The 13,787-nt window shown below is 61.2% G+C and carries 16 protein-coding genes; 5 read left to right on the top strand and 11 right to left on the bottom strand.

Translation table 11 applies throughout. From position 1 onward, the window contains the following. Window positions 1-24 precede the first annotated feature (24 nt). The 5 genes from ACYPYQ_RS06320 to ACYPYQ_RS06300 are packed head-to-tail and all read left to right on the top strand — an operon-like array spanning window position 25 to window position 5,077. Window positions 25-1,011, top strand: a complete 987-nt coding sequence (locus ACYPYQ_RS06320; RefSeq protein ID WP_459721475.1) for an aminoglycoside phosphotransferase family protein — start codon at window positions 25-27, stop codon at window positions 1,009-1,011. Window positions 1,012-1,014: 3 nt separating this feature from the next. Further along, entirely contained in the window at window positions 1,015-1,734 is a 720-nt protein-coding gene (gene murU / locus ACYPYQ_RS06315; protein ID WP_459721472.1) for an N-acetylmuramate alpha-1-phosphate uridylyltransferase MurU, read from the top strand. Then, window positions 1,727-3,031, top strand: a complete 1,305-nt coding sequence (locus ACYPYQ_RS06310; protein ID WP_459721469.1) for an aminopeptidase P N-terminal domain-containing protein — start codon at window positions 1,727-1,729, stop codon at window positions 3,029-3,031. Before murU ends, ACYPYQ_RS06310 begins: the two co-directional genes overlap by 8 nt. Then, window positions 3,024-4,181 carry an FAD-dependent monooxygenase gene (locus ACYPYQ_RS06305; protein ID WP_459721466.1) on the top strand — a complete coding sequence of 386 codons (1,158 nt, stop codon included), beginning with the start codon at window positions 3,024-3,026 and terminating at the stop codon, window positions 4,179-4,181. Before ACYPYQ_RS06310 ends, ACYPYQ_RS06305 begins: the two co-directional genes overlap by 8 nt. After that, window positions 4,181-5,077 carry an adenylate/guanylate cyclase domain-containing protein gene (locus tag ACYPYQ_RS06300; RefSeq protein WP_459721463.1) on the top strand — a complete coding sequence of 299 codons (897 nt, stop codon included), beginning with the start codon at window positions 4,181-4,183 and terminating at the stop codon, window positions 5,075-5,077. The genes ACYPYQ_RS06305 and ACYPYQ_RS06300 overlap by 1 nt, the downstream gene beginning before the upstream one ends. A 4-nt stretch (window positions 5,078-5,081) precedes the next feature. On the opposite strand, the gene mpl is transcribed toward ACYPYQ_RS06300, so the two are convergent. The 11 genes from mpl to ACYPYQ_RS06245 are packed head-to-tail and all read right to left on the bottom strand — an operon-like array spanning window position 5,082 to window position 13,784. Next, the gene (mpl, locus tag ACYPYQ_RS06295) at window positions 5,082-6,419 is read right to left on the bottom strand and encodes a UDP-N-acetylmuramate:L-alanyl-gamma-D-glutamyl-meso-diaminopimelate ligase (RefSeq protein ID WP_459721461.1); all 1,338 of its coding nucleotides are present in this window, start codon (window positions 6,417-6,419) and stop codon (window positions 5,082-5,084) included. 2 nt (window positions 6,420-6,421) lie between these two features. Then, complete coding sequence (locus ACYPYQ_RS06290; RefSeq protein WP_459721458.1) at window positions 6,422-6,775, bottom strand: DMT family protein; 354 nt, start codon at window positions 6,773-6,775, stop codon at window positions 6,422-6,424. 7 nt (window positions 6,776-6,782) lie between these two features. Further along, window positions 6,783-8,408, bottom strand: a complete 1,626-nt coding sequence (locus tag ACYPYQ_RS06285) for an NAD(P)-binding protein (protein ID WP_459721455.1) — start codon at window positions 8,406-8,408, stop codon at window positions 6,783-6,785. After that, window positions 8,398-9,408, bottom strand: a complete 1,011-nt coding sequence (locus ACYPYQ_RS06280) for a thiamine pyrophosphate-dependent enzyme (RefSeq protein ID WP_459721452.1) — start codon at window positions 9,406-9,408, stop codon at window positions 8,398-8,400. The genes ACYPYQ_RS06285 and ACYPYQ_RS06280 overlap by 11 nt, the downstream gene beginning before the upstream one ends. 9 nt (window positions 9,409-9,417) lie before the next feature. Next, complete coding sequence (locus tag ACYPYQ_RS06275) at window positions 9,418-10,674, bottom strand: transketolase C-terminal domain-containing protein (RefSeq protein WP_459721448.1); 1,257 nt, start codon at window positions 10,672-10,674, stop codon at window positions 9,418-9,420. Further along, window positions 10,667-11,248, bottom strand: a complete 582-nt coding sequence (locus tag ACYPYQ_RS06270; protein ID WP_459721445.1) for a 2-oxoacid:acceptor oxidoreductase family protein — start codon at window positions 11,246-11,248, stop codon at window positions 10,667-10,669. The genes ACYPYQ_RS06275 and ACYPYQ_RS06270 overlap by 8 nt, the downstream gene beginning before the upstream one ends. Before the next feature lie 42 nt (window positions 11,249-11,290). After that, window positions 11,291-11,506, bottom strand: a complete 216-nt coding sequence (locus ACYPYQ_RS06265) for a hypothetical protein (RefSeq protein ID WP_459721442.1) — start codon at window positions 11,504-11,506, stop codon at window positions 11,291-11,293. 21 nt (window positions 11,507-11,527) lie between these two features. Continuing rightward, window positions 11,528-11,980: an FKBP-type peptidyl-prolyl cis-trans isomerase gene (locus ACYPYQ_RS06260; protein ID WP_459721440.1), complete on the bottom strand. Its 453-nt coding sequence runs from the start codon at window positions 11,978-11,980 to the stop codon at window positions 11,528-11,530. Next, the gene (locus ACYPYQ_RS06255) at window positions 11,981-12,667 is read right to left on the bottom strand and encodes an FKBP-type peptidyl-prolyl cis-trans isomerase (protein WP_459721437.1); all 687 of its coding nucleotides are present in this window, start codon (window positions 12,665-12,667) and stop codon (window positions 11,981-11,983) included. Between the two features lie 57 nt (window positions 12,668-12,724). After that, window positions 12,725-13,303 (bottom strand): hypothetical protein, encoded by a 579-nt coding sequence (locus ACYPYQ_RS06250; protein ID WP_459721434.1) that lies wholly within the window; start codon window positions 13,301-13,303, stop codon window positions 12,725-12,727. Window positions 13,304-13,319: 16 nt separating this feature from the next. Further along, window positions 13,320-13,784, bottom strand: coding sequence for a hypothetical protein (locus ACYPYQ_RS06245; RefSeq protein WP_459721431.1), 465 nt, complete (start codon window positions 13,782-13,784; stop codon window positions 13,320-13,322). Between the last annotated feature and the right edge of the window lie 3 nt (window positions 13,785-13,787).

Raw genomic sequence — 13,787 nt, 5'->3', positions numbered from 1 at the left:
CAAAACCCTCATTAAGGCAATCAAATGCAGCGTCAACAACAGCTTACCGACTGGCTTTCATCCCTTTTCCCCGACCAACCGTTCACCCTCGCGCCCGCTTCCGCCGACGCCAGCTTCCGCCGCTACTTCCGCGCCACCTTTGGCGACGGCTCGACCCGGGTGGTGATGGATGCCCCGCCGCAACACGAGAACTGCGAACCCTTCCTGCATATCGGCAAACTGTTCGAACAGGCCGGCACCCATGTCCCGCATGTGTATGCGCACGATCTGACGCAGGGTTTCCTGTTGTTGTCTGACCTCGGCAACACCACCTACCTGCAAGCTTTGCAGACTGAAAGCCCCAAGCAGCTTTACGCGGCGGCCACCGATGCGCTGATCAAGATCCAACTCGCCTCCAAACCAGACGAACTACCGCCTTATAACGAAGCCTTGCTGCGCCGCGAGCTCGACCTGTTCCCCGAGTGGTACATCGGCAAACATCTGGGCGTGACACTCAACGACAAACAGAAGGTAAAACTGGAGGAGGTGTTCCAGCGCATCCTCGCCAACAACCTCACCCAGCCCTGCGTGTATGTGCACCGCGACTACCATTCGCGCAATCTGATGTTCGTGCCGGACAACAATCCCGGCATCCTCGATTTTCAGGACGCCGTGTATGGCCCCATCACCTACGACCTCGCCTCGCTGTTCAAGGATGCCTATATCCAGTGGGAAGAGGCCGATGTCATGGACTGGCTGATCCCGTACTGGGAGAAGGCGCGCAAAGCCGGCCTGCCGGTACGCGAAGACTTCGGCGAGTTCTACCGCGATTACGAGATGATGGGCGTGCAACGTCACATCAAGGTACTGGGTATCTTCGCCCGCCTGTACCACCGCGACGGCAAGGACGGCTACCTGAAGGACATGCCGCTGGTGATGGAATACCTGCACAAGGCCTGCGAGCGCTACATCGACCTCAAGCCGCTGCTGAACATCCTGCTCGAACTCAATATGCAGATGGAAAAGGCCTGAACCATGCGCGCCATGATCCTGGCCGCCGGTCGCGGCGAGCGCATGCGCCCGCTCACCGACCACACACCCAAGCCGCTGCTGCAGGCGGGCGGCAAGCCGCTCATCGTGTGGCACATCGAGCGGCTGGTGCGCGCAGGCATTACCGACCTCGTCATCAACCACGCCCACCTCGGCAGGCAGATCGAACAGGCGCTGGGCGACGGATCGCGCTACGGCGCACGCATCAATTATTCGGATGAAGGCACGGCACTGGAGACAGCGGGGGGTATCGCCTTCGCGCTGCACTTGTTGGGCGATGCACCCTTCGCGGTGGTGAATGGCGATGTGTATTGCGATTACGATTTCGACCATCTGTCGCAGCGTGCTGCCGCACTCGCTGCAAGCAATGATGTGGCGCATCTGGTGCTGGTGGATAACCCCGAACACAACCTCAAGGGCGATTTCTGTCTCGCAGGCGACCGTATCGTGCCCACCCCCTCGATCCTCGGTCCTCGATCCTCGATCCTGACTTTCAGCGGCATCGGCCTCTATCAACCCGCCCTGTTCGCCAACATTGCGCGCGGCAGCGCCGCCCCGCTGGCACCACTGCTGCGCGAACAGATCGCGCAGGGCCGCATTAGCGGCGAGCACCATCACGGACTGTGGAGGGACATCGGCACCCCGCAACGGCTGGATGAACTCGACAAGCAACTGCGTGCGTCGCAGAATGCGGGTCATGCCTGATCTCGCACATTTCCACCAACGCCGCCGCCAGCTTTTCGAAAAGATGGGGCAGGGCATCGCCGTCATCCCCACCGCGCCCGAAGTGGCGCGCAACGCCGATGCGCACTACGACTACCGTCACGACAGTCACTTCTATTACCTGAGCGGATTCGCCGAACCGGAAGCGGTGCTGGTACTGATCGCAGGGAAGGCGCGGCAGTCCATCCTGTTCTGCCGCGAGAAAAACCCCGAGCGCGAGATCTGGGACGGCTTCCGTTACGGCCCTGATGCCGCCGCGCAGCACTTCGGCTTCGATGCCGCCTATCCCATCGCGCAACTGGATGAGAAGCTGGCCGAGCTGATGGCCGATCAGCCTACTTTGTATTATCCGATGGGTGCGAGCAGCGAGTGGGATGCGCGTCTGCTCAAAGTTCGCGAAGCGGTGAAGGCCAGATCACGTAGCGGCATCCAGGCACCGTCCCATCTGCGCGACGTGCAGGAGTTGCTGAACGAGATGCGCCTGATCAAGGATTTCCTCGAACAGGACATCATGCGCCGCGCCGCCGCCATCTCCTGCGAAGCCCATCGCCGCGCCATGCGCTTCACCCGCCCCGGCCAGCATGAATACGAGGTGGAAGCGGAGTTGCTGCACGAGTTCTGCTCTCACGGTGCACGTCATCCGGCCTACACCAGCATCGTCGCGGGCGGTGCCAATGCCTGCACCCTGCATTACGTGGGCAACGATGCGCGCTTGAACGATGGCGAACTGCTGCTAATCGACGCGGGTTGCGAGCTGGACGGTTATGCTGCCGACATCACGCGCACTTTCCCCATCAACGGCAAGTTCTCCCCCGCGCAGAAGGATGTGTACCAGATCGTACTCGCCGCGCAGGAAGCCGCCATCGCCGCCGCCCATCCCGGCAATCTGTGGGATGCGCCGCATCAGGCCGCGCTGCGCGTGCTGGCACAGGGCTTCATCGACCTCAAACTCTGTCAGGGTTCGCTGGAATCCGTGCTCGAAACCGAAAGCTACAAGCAGTTCTACATGCACCGCACCGGCCACTGGTTGGGCATGGACGTGCATGATGTCGGCGAATACAAACTCGACGGCAGTTGGCGTCCGCTGCAAAGCGGCATGACGCTGACGGTGGAGCCCGGCTGCTACATCCGCCCCGCTGACAACGTGCCGCAGGAACTGTGGAACATCGGCATCCGCATCGAGGACGATGTGTTGATCACCGCGCACGGCAACGAGGTACTGACTCGGGATGCACCCAAGACCGTCGAACAGATCGAGGAGGAGATGCGCCATGAATGAACACTATGACGTCGCCATCATCGGCGGCGGCCCGGTCGGTATCGCGCTGGCGCTGGCGCTGCGCGACAACGACCTCAAGGTGGCCTTGCTGGAAGCGCGCGAATCCGCGATCAACACCACCGACCCGCGCGCGCTGGCGTTGTCTTACGGCTCGCGCCTGCTCTTGCAGCGTCTCGGCGCATGGCAGTCATTGCAGGATGTCAGCGGCATCAAGGTGATCGAAGTCACACAGAAAGAGTCTTCCGGTCACACCACTTTGCGCGCCGATGATCTGGACGTGCCGGACATGGGTTACGTGTTGCCCTACACCGCGCTGCACGCAGCCTTGAAAAGGGCTTTACATCAGACCGATGTCGATCGCCTGTACGGCGCTACCGTCAGCGATCTGTCCAGCGACAACGAACAGTCAACCATCGTCTATCAGCAACAAGGTGCACAGCGCACCCTCACAGCCAGGCTCGCCGTGGTCGCCGACGGCGGCCAGTTACTTGAGGCCAAGCGCCCGCCGCAGATCACCGACTACGGCCAGAGCGGCATCATCGCGCACGTCAACACCGACCGGCCGGACAACGGCGTCGCCTTCGAGCGTTTCACCGCGCAGGGCCCGATGGCACTGCTGCCGTATATGGACGGCTACGAGCTGGTGCTGACCGCCGCGCACGAACAGGTGCAGACCATGCTGGGCTGGGACGACGAGACTTTCCTGCGCTTTCTGCAAGGCCACTTCGGCGACCGCGTTGGAAACTTCACTGCCATCGGCAAGCGCAGCAGCTACCCCTTGCGCCTGAAACGCGCGCCCGACATCACCTTCCCGCATACCGTGCTGATCGGCAACGCCGCGCAGACCCTGCATCCGGTCGCGGGTCAGGGTTTCAACATGGGCATCCGCGACGCCTGGGAACTGGCGCAGACCATCCTCGACCACGCGCCAGACGGCATCGGCTCCGCCGCCATGTGCAAGGCCTACCGCGACTCGCGCCGCATCGACCGCAACGCGGGCATCCGCTTCACCGACGGGCTGGTGCGTCTGTTCTCGAACGATTTGCCGCTGCTTGGCCCGTTGCGCTCGGCAGCGCTCAATCTGCTCGACCACCTCCCGCCCGCCAAGAAGTTCGTGGCCAGGCGCATGATGTTCGGTGCCAACGGCTGATGAGCAGCCAGCAGCTGCCGCTCGCCATCCTGTTCGCCGACATCAGCGGCAGTACCGCGCTGTACGACAAGCTCGGCAACGAGGTCGCGCTGCACATGGTCACCCGCACACTGTCCATCCTCACCCGCGTGGCACTCGAACATCACGGCAAACTGATCAAGACCATAGGCGACGAGGTCATGTGTTCCTTCCCGGATGCCGTGAACGCCGTCAGTGCCGCCCGCGCCATGCAACTGGAGATCGAACACCAGCGCCCCGGCGGCGACCAGCCGATCTATGTCCGCATCGGCCTGCACTACGGCGATGTGCTGCTGGACCGCAACGACGCCTTCGGCGACACGGTGAATCTGGCGGCACGCATCACCGCCATCACGCGCGCGCGGCAGATCCTCACCTCACAAGCCGTGATCGGCGAACTGCCGGACAAGCTGCTCAAATACACGCGCCCCCTGCAGCGCACGGCGTTCCGCGGCAAGCAGGAATCATTCGATGTGTTCCAGGTTTTCTGGGAACAGGAAGACACGACCAGCACGCGCATCGGCACGCAGTCGTTCCGCAAACCCGCGCTGTCCCGCAACGAATTGATGCTACGTTACGAGACCCATGTGTGCACCCTGAGCGAGCAGAACCGCAGCGCCCTGCTGGGCCGCGCGGAGGACTCGGATCTGGTGATACTCGACAACCTCGCCTCGCGCCAGCACGCCCGTATCGAGTTCAATTTCGGCAAGTTCCTGCTCACCGACCACAGTGCGAACGGCACTTTCGTGCGCTTCAGCGACGGTCAGGTGATCGAGCTGAACCACCAGCAGATCGTGTTGCACGGTGCCGGTGCCATCAGCCTGGGGCGTAATTTCGAGGAAGCAGGCGGGGATGTGATCGAGTATCTGGTGCAGTAGGCGGTCAGCCCTGCAGCCGAAGCAACAGCTTCTCGTGTATCCCGCCGAAACCGCCGTTGCTCATCACCAAAATCTGGTCGCCTGACTTCGCCGCACTAGCGATGGCTTCGATGAGTTCATTCAGGTCGTCCTTCACCACCGCCTTGTCGCCCAGCGGTGCCAGCGCGCCGCGCGCATCCCAGCCGAGATTACCCGCATAGCAGAAGGTCAGGTCGGCATCCTTCAAACTGCCGGGCAGCGCATCCTTCATCACGCCCAGCTTCATGGTGTTGGAGCGCGGTTCGAGCACGGCCAGGATGCGCGCCGATCCCACCTTGCGGCGCAGACCGGCCACAGTGGTATCGATAGCGGTCGGATGATGCGCGAAGTCATCGTAAACGGTGATGCCGTTGACCGTACCGCGCACTTCCATGCGGCGCTTCACGTTCTTGAACTCGGCCAGCGCGGCCAGGCCTTGCGCCACCGGCACCCCGGCATGGCGCGCAGCGGCCAGGGCAGCCAGCGCGTTCATGCGGTTGTGCTCGCCGAGCAAGTCCCATTGCAACTTGCCCTGTAGCTTGCCGTTGAGCGACACCACGTCATTCGCATCGATGTTCCAGCCATCATCGCAGCCGAACTTCTCGACCGGGGACCAACTGCCGCGCTTGATCACGCGGGCGAGCGATTCCTCGCGGCCGTTGCAGACGACCAGACCGTTGCCCGGCACGGTGCGCACCAGATGGTGGAACTGCGTCTCGATCGCGTTCAGGTCGGGGAAGATGTCGGCGTGGTCAAACTCAAGGTTGTTCAGGATGGCCGTGCGCGGATGGTAGTGCACGAACTTGGAGCGTTTGTCGAAGAAGGCGGTGTCGTACTCGTCCGCCTCGATCACGAAAAACGGCGCTTCGGTGATACGTGCCGAGATGCCGAAGTTCTGCGGCACGCCGCCGATGAGGAAACCGGGATTCAGCCCCGCATGTTCCAGTATCCAGGCCAGCATCGAAGTGGTGGTGGTCTTGCCGTGCGTGCCTGCCACACCCAGCACCCATTTATCCCGCAGCAGCTCATCGGCCAGCCATTGCGGGCCGGAGACATACGGCAGGTTGCGGTTGAGGATCTCTTCCATCAGCGGGTTGCCGCGCGACACCACGTTGCCGATGACGAACACATCCGGTTTCAGGTCGAGCTGCTCCACACCCCAGCCTTCGATCAGCTCGATGCCTTGTGCTTCGAGCTGCGTGCTCATCGGCGGATAGACGTTGGCGTCGCAGCCGGTGACGCGATAGCCGGATTGCTTGGCGATGGCGGCGATGCCGCCCATGAAGGTCCCGCAGATTCCGAGGATATGGATGTGTTTGCTCATGTTCAGGTTCTAAAGATGAAATATACCGCGCCCATCAGGCACAGTCCCGCCCACAGATAGTCCAGCTTCAGCGGCTGGTTCATGTAGAGCACGGCGAACGGCACGAAGATGGAAAGGGTGATGACTTCCTGCAGTATCTTCAATTGCCCCAGGCTGAGTTCGGTGTAGCCGATGCGGTTGGCCGGCACCTGGATCAGGTATTCGAACAGCGCAATTCCCCAGCTCACCAGCGCCGCCACGTACCACGGCGAAGTAGCAAGGTTCTTCAGGTGACCGTACCAGGCGAAGGTCATGAACAGGTTGGACACGGCGAGCATGAGCACCGTGACCAGCAGCGGATTGGAAAGCAGGTTCATGAACGGTTCAGATGTCTTCCGGCACCATCTTGATCGCGCCACACGGGCATTCTTCGACGCACAACCCGCAGCCCTTGCAATAGTCGTACTTGAACTCGAAGCGTTTGCCGGGGCCGAGCTTGATCACCGCATTGTCCGGACACACGCCGTAGCAGTTGTCGCACTCGAAGCAGTTGCCGCAAGACAGGCAGCGGCGCGCCTCGAACAGCGCGTTGCTCTCATCCAGCCCGCCCTGCACCTCGTCGAAGCTGGTCTGGCGACGGATGATGTCCAGCATGGGGCGCACGGTCTTGTGCGCATCCGAGTAATACCAGGTGTTCAGGTTCTTGAACTCGGCCAACTCGTGCTTGGGCGCGGGCGCGTAGGTCGTACCGCGCAGCCAGGCATCGATATGGCGCGCCGCCTTCTTGCCGTGGCCGACCGCCACCGTGACGGTGCGCTCGGAAGGCACCATGTCGCCGCCGGCGAAGATGCCCGTTGCACCGGTCATCATGTTGGGGCCGACCTGCACCACGCCGTCCTTCACCTCCAGTCCGGGTACGCCTTCCAGCAGCGACAGGTCCACATCCTGGCCCAGCGCCAGCACCACCGAATCCGCTTCCAGCTTCTCGAATTCGCCGGTCGGCTGCGGGAATCCCTTGTCGTCCAGTTCCATCCGCTCGATGGTGATCTCGCCCGCGCCCGCCTGCTTGATGGTAGACAGCCACTTCACCATCACACCTTCCTGCAAGGCTTCCTCGATCTCGAAATCGTGCGCCGGCGCCTTGTCGCGCGTGCGGCGGTAGACGATGATCGGCTCGCCGCCCATGCGCTTCACCGTGCGCGCCACGTCGATGGCCGTATTGCCGCCGCCGTAAACCACCACGCGGCGACCCAGCATGGGCTTGTCCTCGCCCTCCATCGAACGCAGCACCGACACCGCATCCACGATGTGCGCCGCATCGCCCGCCGGGATCATGGTGCGCTTGCCGATGTGTGCGCCGACCGCGAGGAAGGCCGCATCAAAGCCGCCCGCTTTCATGCTCTGGGCGATGTGCTCCACTTTGGTGTTCAGCTTCAGCGTCACACCCAGATCGACGATGCGTTGCACCTCGGCATCCAGCACCTCGCGCGGCAAACGGTATTTAGGGATACCGAAGCGGGTCATACCGCCCGCCAGCGGACCGGCTTCGTGGATCTCCACTTTGTGACCCATGCGCGCCAGATGATAGGCGGCTGACAGCCCCGACGGCCCGGCGCCCACCACCAGCACTTTCTTGCCGGTGGATGCGGCAGGCGCGTCGAACTTCCAGCCGCGCTTGATCGCCTCATCGCCGAGGAAGCGCTCCACCGAATTGATGCCCACCGCCTGATCGAGCTGCGCGCGGTTGCACGCCGTCTCGCACGGGTGATAGCACACGCGACCCATCACCGCCGGCAACGGATTGTCCTGCACCAGCACGCGCCAGGCCTGCTCGTAATCGCCGCTCTCAGCATGGAACAGCCAGCCCTGGATGTTCTCGCCCGCCGGGCAGGCGTTGTTGCACGGCGGCAGGCGGTCCAGATAGACCGGGCGCGCACTGCGCCAAGAACCGGTCAGGTTGGACAGCGAAGTACCGGGCTTCAGCGTAATAGCGAAAGGTTTATTGGGCATTTACCTTCTCCTCGTCCAGCAGCCCGTACTTGCGGATGTTGCGGTCGGCGATGGCCTGCAGGTGCGCCACCATCTCGGGGTGCGCATGCTTGCCGAACAGGTGCGCGAAACGCTTCTGCGGCTTGAGGTATTCCTCGATCGGCTGCTTGTTGCGGATCTTCAGCACGCCGGTCACTTCGCCATGCTCGGCCTCGAACACCGGGAACATGCCGGTCTCCTTGGCCAGGCGCGCCAGCTTGATGGTGTCGTGCGAAGCGGCACCCCAGCCCAGCGGGCAGGGCACGAAGATCTGGATGTAGCGCGCGCCGCGCATCTTCATCGCTTTGCGTACCTTGTATTCGAGGTCACGCAGGTCGGCCACGGTCGCGGTCGCCACGTAGGGGATGCCGTGCGCCATGGCGATCTCCGGCACGTTCTTGCCCTGGCCGAACACGTTGCCCGGCTCCTTGCCCACCGGCATGGTGGTCGCGGTGCGTGCCGTGGGTGGTGTCGCCGACGAACGCTGCACGCCGGTGTTCATATACGCTTCGTTGTCATAGCAGATGTAGAGCACATCATCGTTGCGCTCGAACATGCCGGACAGGCAGCCGAAACCGATGTCGGTGGTGCCGCCGTCGCCGCCCTGCGCCACCACGCGCACCTCGCTGCGCCCCTTCACCTTCATCGCCGCCGCCACGCCGGTCGCCACGGCCGGCGCGTTGCCGAACAGCGAATGGATCCACGGCACCTGCCAGGACGATTCGGGATAAGGCGTGGAAAACACTTCCAGACAACCGGTCGCGTTCACCGCGATCAACTGGTTGTTGCTCTCCGCCATCGCGGCGTCGATGGCATAACGCGCGCCCAGCGCCTCGCCACAGCCTTGGCAGGCGCGGTGGCCGGAGTTGATCGAATTGCTGCGCCGTTCGCCGGCCTGCACGCTGCGCTCGTCCGGCGCGAGCAGGCGGTTGCCCACGGTGTAGGTGCCGGTCTGGTAGAACTTGACGGTCTGGTATCCCATGATCGCTCCTCAACCGAATTTGGCCGACGAAGACATCCCCTTGGCATGCAGGATGTTCTCGGCGATGGGGCCGGAGTGGCGGTTCTGCTTCTCGCGCTCCAGCTGTCTGTTGACCACGTCCCAATCGAGGTCGACGAAGGTCACCGGCTCCAGTGCGCCCTGCTCCGCATCGAGGAACAGCTTGTGCAGCGAGGATTTGGGGATGGGACGTCCGCCCAGACCGGCGATCGCGGTGTAGCCGGTCAGCTTGAGGCCGGCCACCGCCATGCGCAGCGTGGTGTAGAGCACACCGCCCAAGCCCACGGCCAGGTTCTTTTCCACCACCACGAAACGCTTGCAGTGTTGCAGCGCCTCGCGCGCCTGCTGCATGGGGAACGGGCGGAAGCTGATGATGCCCAGCACGCCGATCTTGTGGCCCTGTGCGCGCATGTCGTCCACCACGTCCTTGATGGTGCCCAGCACCGAACCCATGGCCACGATGATGGTCTCCGCATCCTCGGTGCGATAGGTGCGCACCAGCCCGCCGCTGTCGCGCCCGAACTTCTCCTTGAACTCGGCCGCGTATTGCGGGATCAGTTCCAGCGCCTGCAACTGCTTGGCATGGGCCAGATATCTGACTTCCATGAACGCTTCCGGCCCCACCATCGCGCCGATGGAGATGGGGTCGGTCGGATCCAGCACCTGGCGCGGTTCATACGGCGGCAGGAAGGCGTCCACCTGCTCCTGCGTCGGGATGTCCACGCGCTCGAAGGCATGGGTGAGGATGAAACCGTCCATGCACACCATCACCGGCATGGAGAGCTCCTCGGCCAGCTTGAACGCCTGGATGTGCAGGTCCACCGCTTCCTGGTTGGTCTCGGCGAACAGCTGCATCCAGCCGGAATCGCGCTGCGAAATGGAATCGGAATGGTCGTTCCAGATGTTGATCGGCGCACCGATGGCGCGGTTGGCCACCGTCATCACGATGGGCAGCCCCAGACCGGACGCGTTGTAGACCGCCTCCACCATGAACAGCAGCCCCTGCGAGGCCGTGGCCGTATAGGAGCGCGCCCCGGCGGCGGACGAGCCGATGGCCACCGACATTGCGGCGAACTCGCTCTCCACGTTGATGAACTCGCACGGCTGCAACTCGCCCGACTTCACCATCTCGCCCAGCGCCTCGACGATGTGCGTCTGCGGCGAGATCGGATAGGCACAGATCACCTCCGGGCGGCACAACGCCACCGCTTCGGCCACGGCCTTGGAGCCTTCCATCTGCTTAAGCATTTGCGGCCTCCTTCATCTGTTGCTTCACCAATTCGTAAGCCTCGGTCGCGGCGGCGATGTTGCCTTCGGCCACCTTGCCCGAGAACTTCTCGTTGATCGCTTTCACCACGGATTCGAGCTTGAACATGCCGGACAGCGCCGCGAAACCGGCGATCAGCGGCACGTTGGGGATGGGGCGGCCGATATGCTTGAGCCCGAGTTCGGTGGCAGGCAAAGTGGCAAGTCGCGCATGACCCATGCGCTGCACCAGTTCGCCCAGACCGAGCTGGTCGAAGCTGTGCGCCGAGTTGAGCAACACATAGCCGTCCTGCTTGAGTCCGGCGAACACATCGATCTGATGCAGCAGGGTGGGGTCCTGGATGATGAGCGCGTCCGGCTGCATGATGGGTTCGCGCAGGCGGATCTCCTTGTCATCAAGGCGGCAGAACGCCACCACCGGCGCCCCCGTGCGCTCCGAACCGAAACTGGGGAAAGCCTGCGCATGGCGACCTTCCTCGAAGGCGGCGACAGACAACATCTCGGTAGCGGTCACCACGCCCTGCCCACCCCGTCCGTGTACTCGAATCTGGAACATTGGCCTCTCTCCTGTGAAGTGCGCTCGGCTACTTCTGAATGTTCATTCTATGGACGTGATGTTACCGTCAGTCGGTTCATTCTTGTCGCTTCTCGACAACTTGGCCATCCGCAAGAAGCTCGCCAGCTCTTCCACCCATCGCAGGCGCTGTTCGGGCGTCAGCGCGCGGAATGCGCGCAAACGCTCGTCGCTGACGTAGTAGGTGCGGTCACCGGGATCGAAAGCCTGCTTGGAGGTGCTATGCTCTTTATCGAACATGGCGGCAGTCTAACCCCCGGCTCAGTTCACCGCCAGCAACTCCACATCGAACACCAGCGTTGCGTTGGGTGGGATCACGCCGCCCGCACCACGGGCGCCGTAGCCGAATTCCGGGGGAATGACCAAGGTGCGCGATCCGCCCACTTTCATGCCTTGCACACCGACATCCCAGCCCTTGATGACTTGACCGGCGCCGAGCGCGAATTCGAACGGCCGGTTGCGATCTCGCGAACTGTCGAACTTGCTGCCTTTGTGTTCGGGCGCTGCTTCGTCATACAGCCAGCCGGTGTAATGCACCGAGACTGTCTGTCCGGCGCTAGCGGCCGCACCCGTACCGGCTTTGACATCGATCTGCATCAGCTCGGTCACATTGCTCGGTTTGGCCGCGGGCAGCTCGGCTTGGGAACAGGCACTGAACAACAGACTGCTCGCGCCGATCAGCGCGGCGAGCGGAATGAAAGTGAGCCGCTTCATTTAATTCACACCCAAAAGTTCGACTTCGAACACCAGCGTCGCATTGCCGGGGATCACACCGCCCGCACCGCGCTTGCCGTAACCCATCTCCGGCGGGATCACCAACGTGCGTTGACCGCCCACCTTCATGCCCTGCACGCCCATGTCCCAACCCTGGATCACATGACCCATGCCCAGCGGGAATTCGAATGGCTCGTCGCGATCGACGGAGCTGTCGAACTTGGTGCCCTTGTTGCCTTCCGCGTTCTTGTCATACAGCCAGCCGGTGTAATGCACCGTCACATGCTGCCCGGCCTGCGCTTCCTCGCCCTCGCCCACCTTGGTGTCGATGCACTCGGTGCGAATCACCTTCAGCAGCTTCACCTCGAACACCAGCGTCGCATTCGGCGGGATCACACCGCCCGCACCACGCGGGCCATAACCCATCTCGGGCGGGATCACCAAGGTGCGCGATCCGCCTTCCCTCATACCTGCCACGCCCTCGTCCCAACCCTTGATGACGCGCCCGCCACCGAGCGGGAAATCGAACGGCTCGTTACGGTCAAGCGAGCTGTCGAATTTCGTGCCCTTGTTGTCTGCTGCGTTCTCGTCGAACAACCAGCCGGTGTAATGCACGATGACGGTTTGTCCGGCTTGTGCTTCCGCGCCTTCGCCCAGTTTGGTGTCGGTTTTGATGAGGGTGGTCATATTGCATATTCCTTTGTCATTGAGTAATTGAAAAGCTTAGGGTTCCTCAGTAATTCATTATCTAGGCGGGCCTCTCCACTCACCTTTTATTTCACTAATACCCCAATCTAATTGCGCTCCTTCGGCATTAACTACTTCTATTTGGAAGCTACCTGTAGCTAGCGGTTTGATAAACACATCATCTGAAAATTGTCTCGACCAGCGTATCTTTCCGTTCTTCTCTTGAGCTGTGATTTTTATTACAACGCTGCGAAGATAGTAATTTGTTCCGTTGTATAAATTTCCTTGGAACAAGGTGCCATATGACAAGCCTGCTGTTCCTGTAACGTTAGCCTTATCAGCCATCGCAAGAACTTCAACACCGCGCACCTTATTAATTTCCTTGTAAGCTACCAAGGCGCCCAGACCAACAAGCAGTAAAGCCGGAATGCTCATCCACTTAAAGAACAATTTCTTGTCGAATTGAAGCCCGGCTCTTTGTGTGAATATCACTAAACCGCCCAATAAAATTGCGGCCAATGCAAATGCAGCTGAGTCATTTCGCCGAAGCCACGCAATTCCCAACCCATCACCAAGGAGTAGTAGCAAAACTATAAAACCAACATACCATAGCGTTATCAACTGTTTCGTGTTCATCGAGCGCACCTCATATCTAAAGCAACTTCTCACCAAATTCTGCTAATACTGCAAGAGTCGCGAAAAATATTCCCACAGCAAAGCTTCCGATTTGCCACCAGAACAGTACCCATGTTGCCTCTCCACGCTCCCTACTCTTAATTCGATATGGCCCAAGCACACTATCAATTTCGTCCCTATCTTTCTTTTCACGAAGCATTTCTTCTTTTTTGCGAGCCGTTCTAGCGGTCAGGCGAAAATCCCTTAGTCGATTAATAACAACCCAAACACCAAAAGCCGTTGAAAAAAATAGGCTTGTCAGAGAAATGAGATAAGCGCACTTGCCCAATGAGGAGAGGTAGAAGTCGCTATTTTGTAGAAGTGATAGTTGAAACCCTAATGCAGCAACTGAAAAACCGAGAATAAGATTTATGGCATAAGAAAGCTGGCTAATAGTTATGGCCTGCCAGCGAACGAAACTTCCCGATGGTTCATCCGACATAAA

It is taken from the genome of Sideroxyarcus sp. TK5 (genome assembly GCF_054601595.1).
Note: the sequence above shows the minus strand (reverse complement) of the source record. Positions and strands in the feature narration are given on the sequence as shown.

Excerpts from the sequence above, each read along its gene's own strand:
- ACYPYQ_RS06255 (WP_459721437.1), bottom strand. The coding sequence starts at position 12,667 with ATGACCACCCTCATCAAAACCGACACCAAACTGGGCGAAGGCGCGGAA.
- ACYPYQ_RS06310 (WP_459721469.1), top strand. The coding sequence starts at position 1,727 with ATGCCTGATCTCGCACATTTCCACCAACGCCGCCGCCAGCTTTTCGAA.
- ACYPYQ_RS06280 (WP_459721452.1), bottom strand. The coding sequence starts at position 9,408 with ATGGGATACCAGACCGTCAAGTTCTACCAGACCGGCACCTACACCGTG.
- ACYPYQ_RS06290 (WP_459721458.1), bottom strand. The coding sequence starts at position 6,775 with ATGAACCTGCTTTCCAATCCGCTGCTGGTCACGGTGCTCATGCTCGCC.
- mpl (WP_459721461.1), bottom strand. The coding sequence starts at position 6,419 with ATGAGCAAACACATCCATATCCTCGGAATCTGCGGGACCTTCATGGGC.
- ACYPYQ_RS06320 (WP_459721475.1), top strand. The coding sequence starts at position 25 with ATGCAGCGTCAACAACAGCTTACCGACTGGCTTTCATCCCTTTTCCCC.
- ACYPYQ_RS06250 (WP_459721434.1), bottom strand. The coding sequence starts at position 13,303 with ATGAACACGAAACAGTTGATAACGCTATGGTATGTTGGTTTTATAGTT.
- ACYPYQ_RS06300 (WP_459721463.1), top strand. The coding sequence starts at position 4,181 with ATGAGCAGCCAGCAGCTGCCGCTCGCCATCCTGTTCGCCGACATCAGC.
- ACYPYQ_RS06285 (WP_459721455.1), bottom strand. The coding sequence starts at position 8,408 with ATGCCCAATAAACCTTTCGCTATTACGCTGAAGCCCGGTACTTCGCTG.
- ACYPYQ_RS06260 (WP_459721440.1), bottom strand. The coding sequence starts at position 11,980 with ATGAAGCGGCTCACTTTCATTCCGCTCGCCGCGCTGATCGGCGCGAGC.
- ACYPYQ_RS06270 (WP_459721445.1), bottom strand. The coding sequence starts at position 11,248 with ATGTTCCAGATTCGAGTACACGGACGGGGTGGGCAGGGCGTGGTGACC.
- ACYPYQ_RS06275 (WP_459721448.1), bottom strand. The coding sequence starts at position 10,674 with ATGCTTAAGCAGATGGAAGGCTCCAAGGCCGTGGCCGAAGCGGTGGCG.
- murU (WP_459721472.1), top strand. The coding sequence starts at position 1,015 with ATGCGCGCCATGATCCTGGCCGCCGGTCGCGGCGAGCGCATGCGCCCG.
- ACYPYQ_RS06305 (WP_459721466.1), top strand. The coding sequence starts at position 3,024 with ATGAATGAACACTATGACGTCGCCATCATCGGCGGCGGCCCGGTCGGT.
- ACYPYQ_RS06245 (WP_459721431.1), bottom strand. The coding sequence starts at position 13,784 with ATGTCGGATGAACCATCGGGAAGTTTCGTTCGCTGGCAGGCCATAACT.
- ACYPYQ_RS06265 (WP_459721442.1), bottom strand. The coding sequence starts at position 11,506 with ATGTTCGATAAAGAGCATAGCACCTCCAAGCAGGCTTTCGATCCCGGT.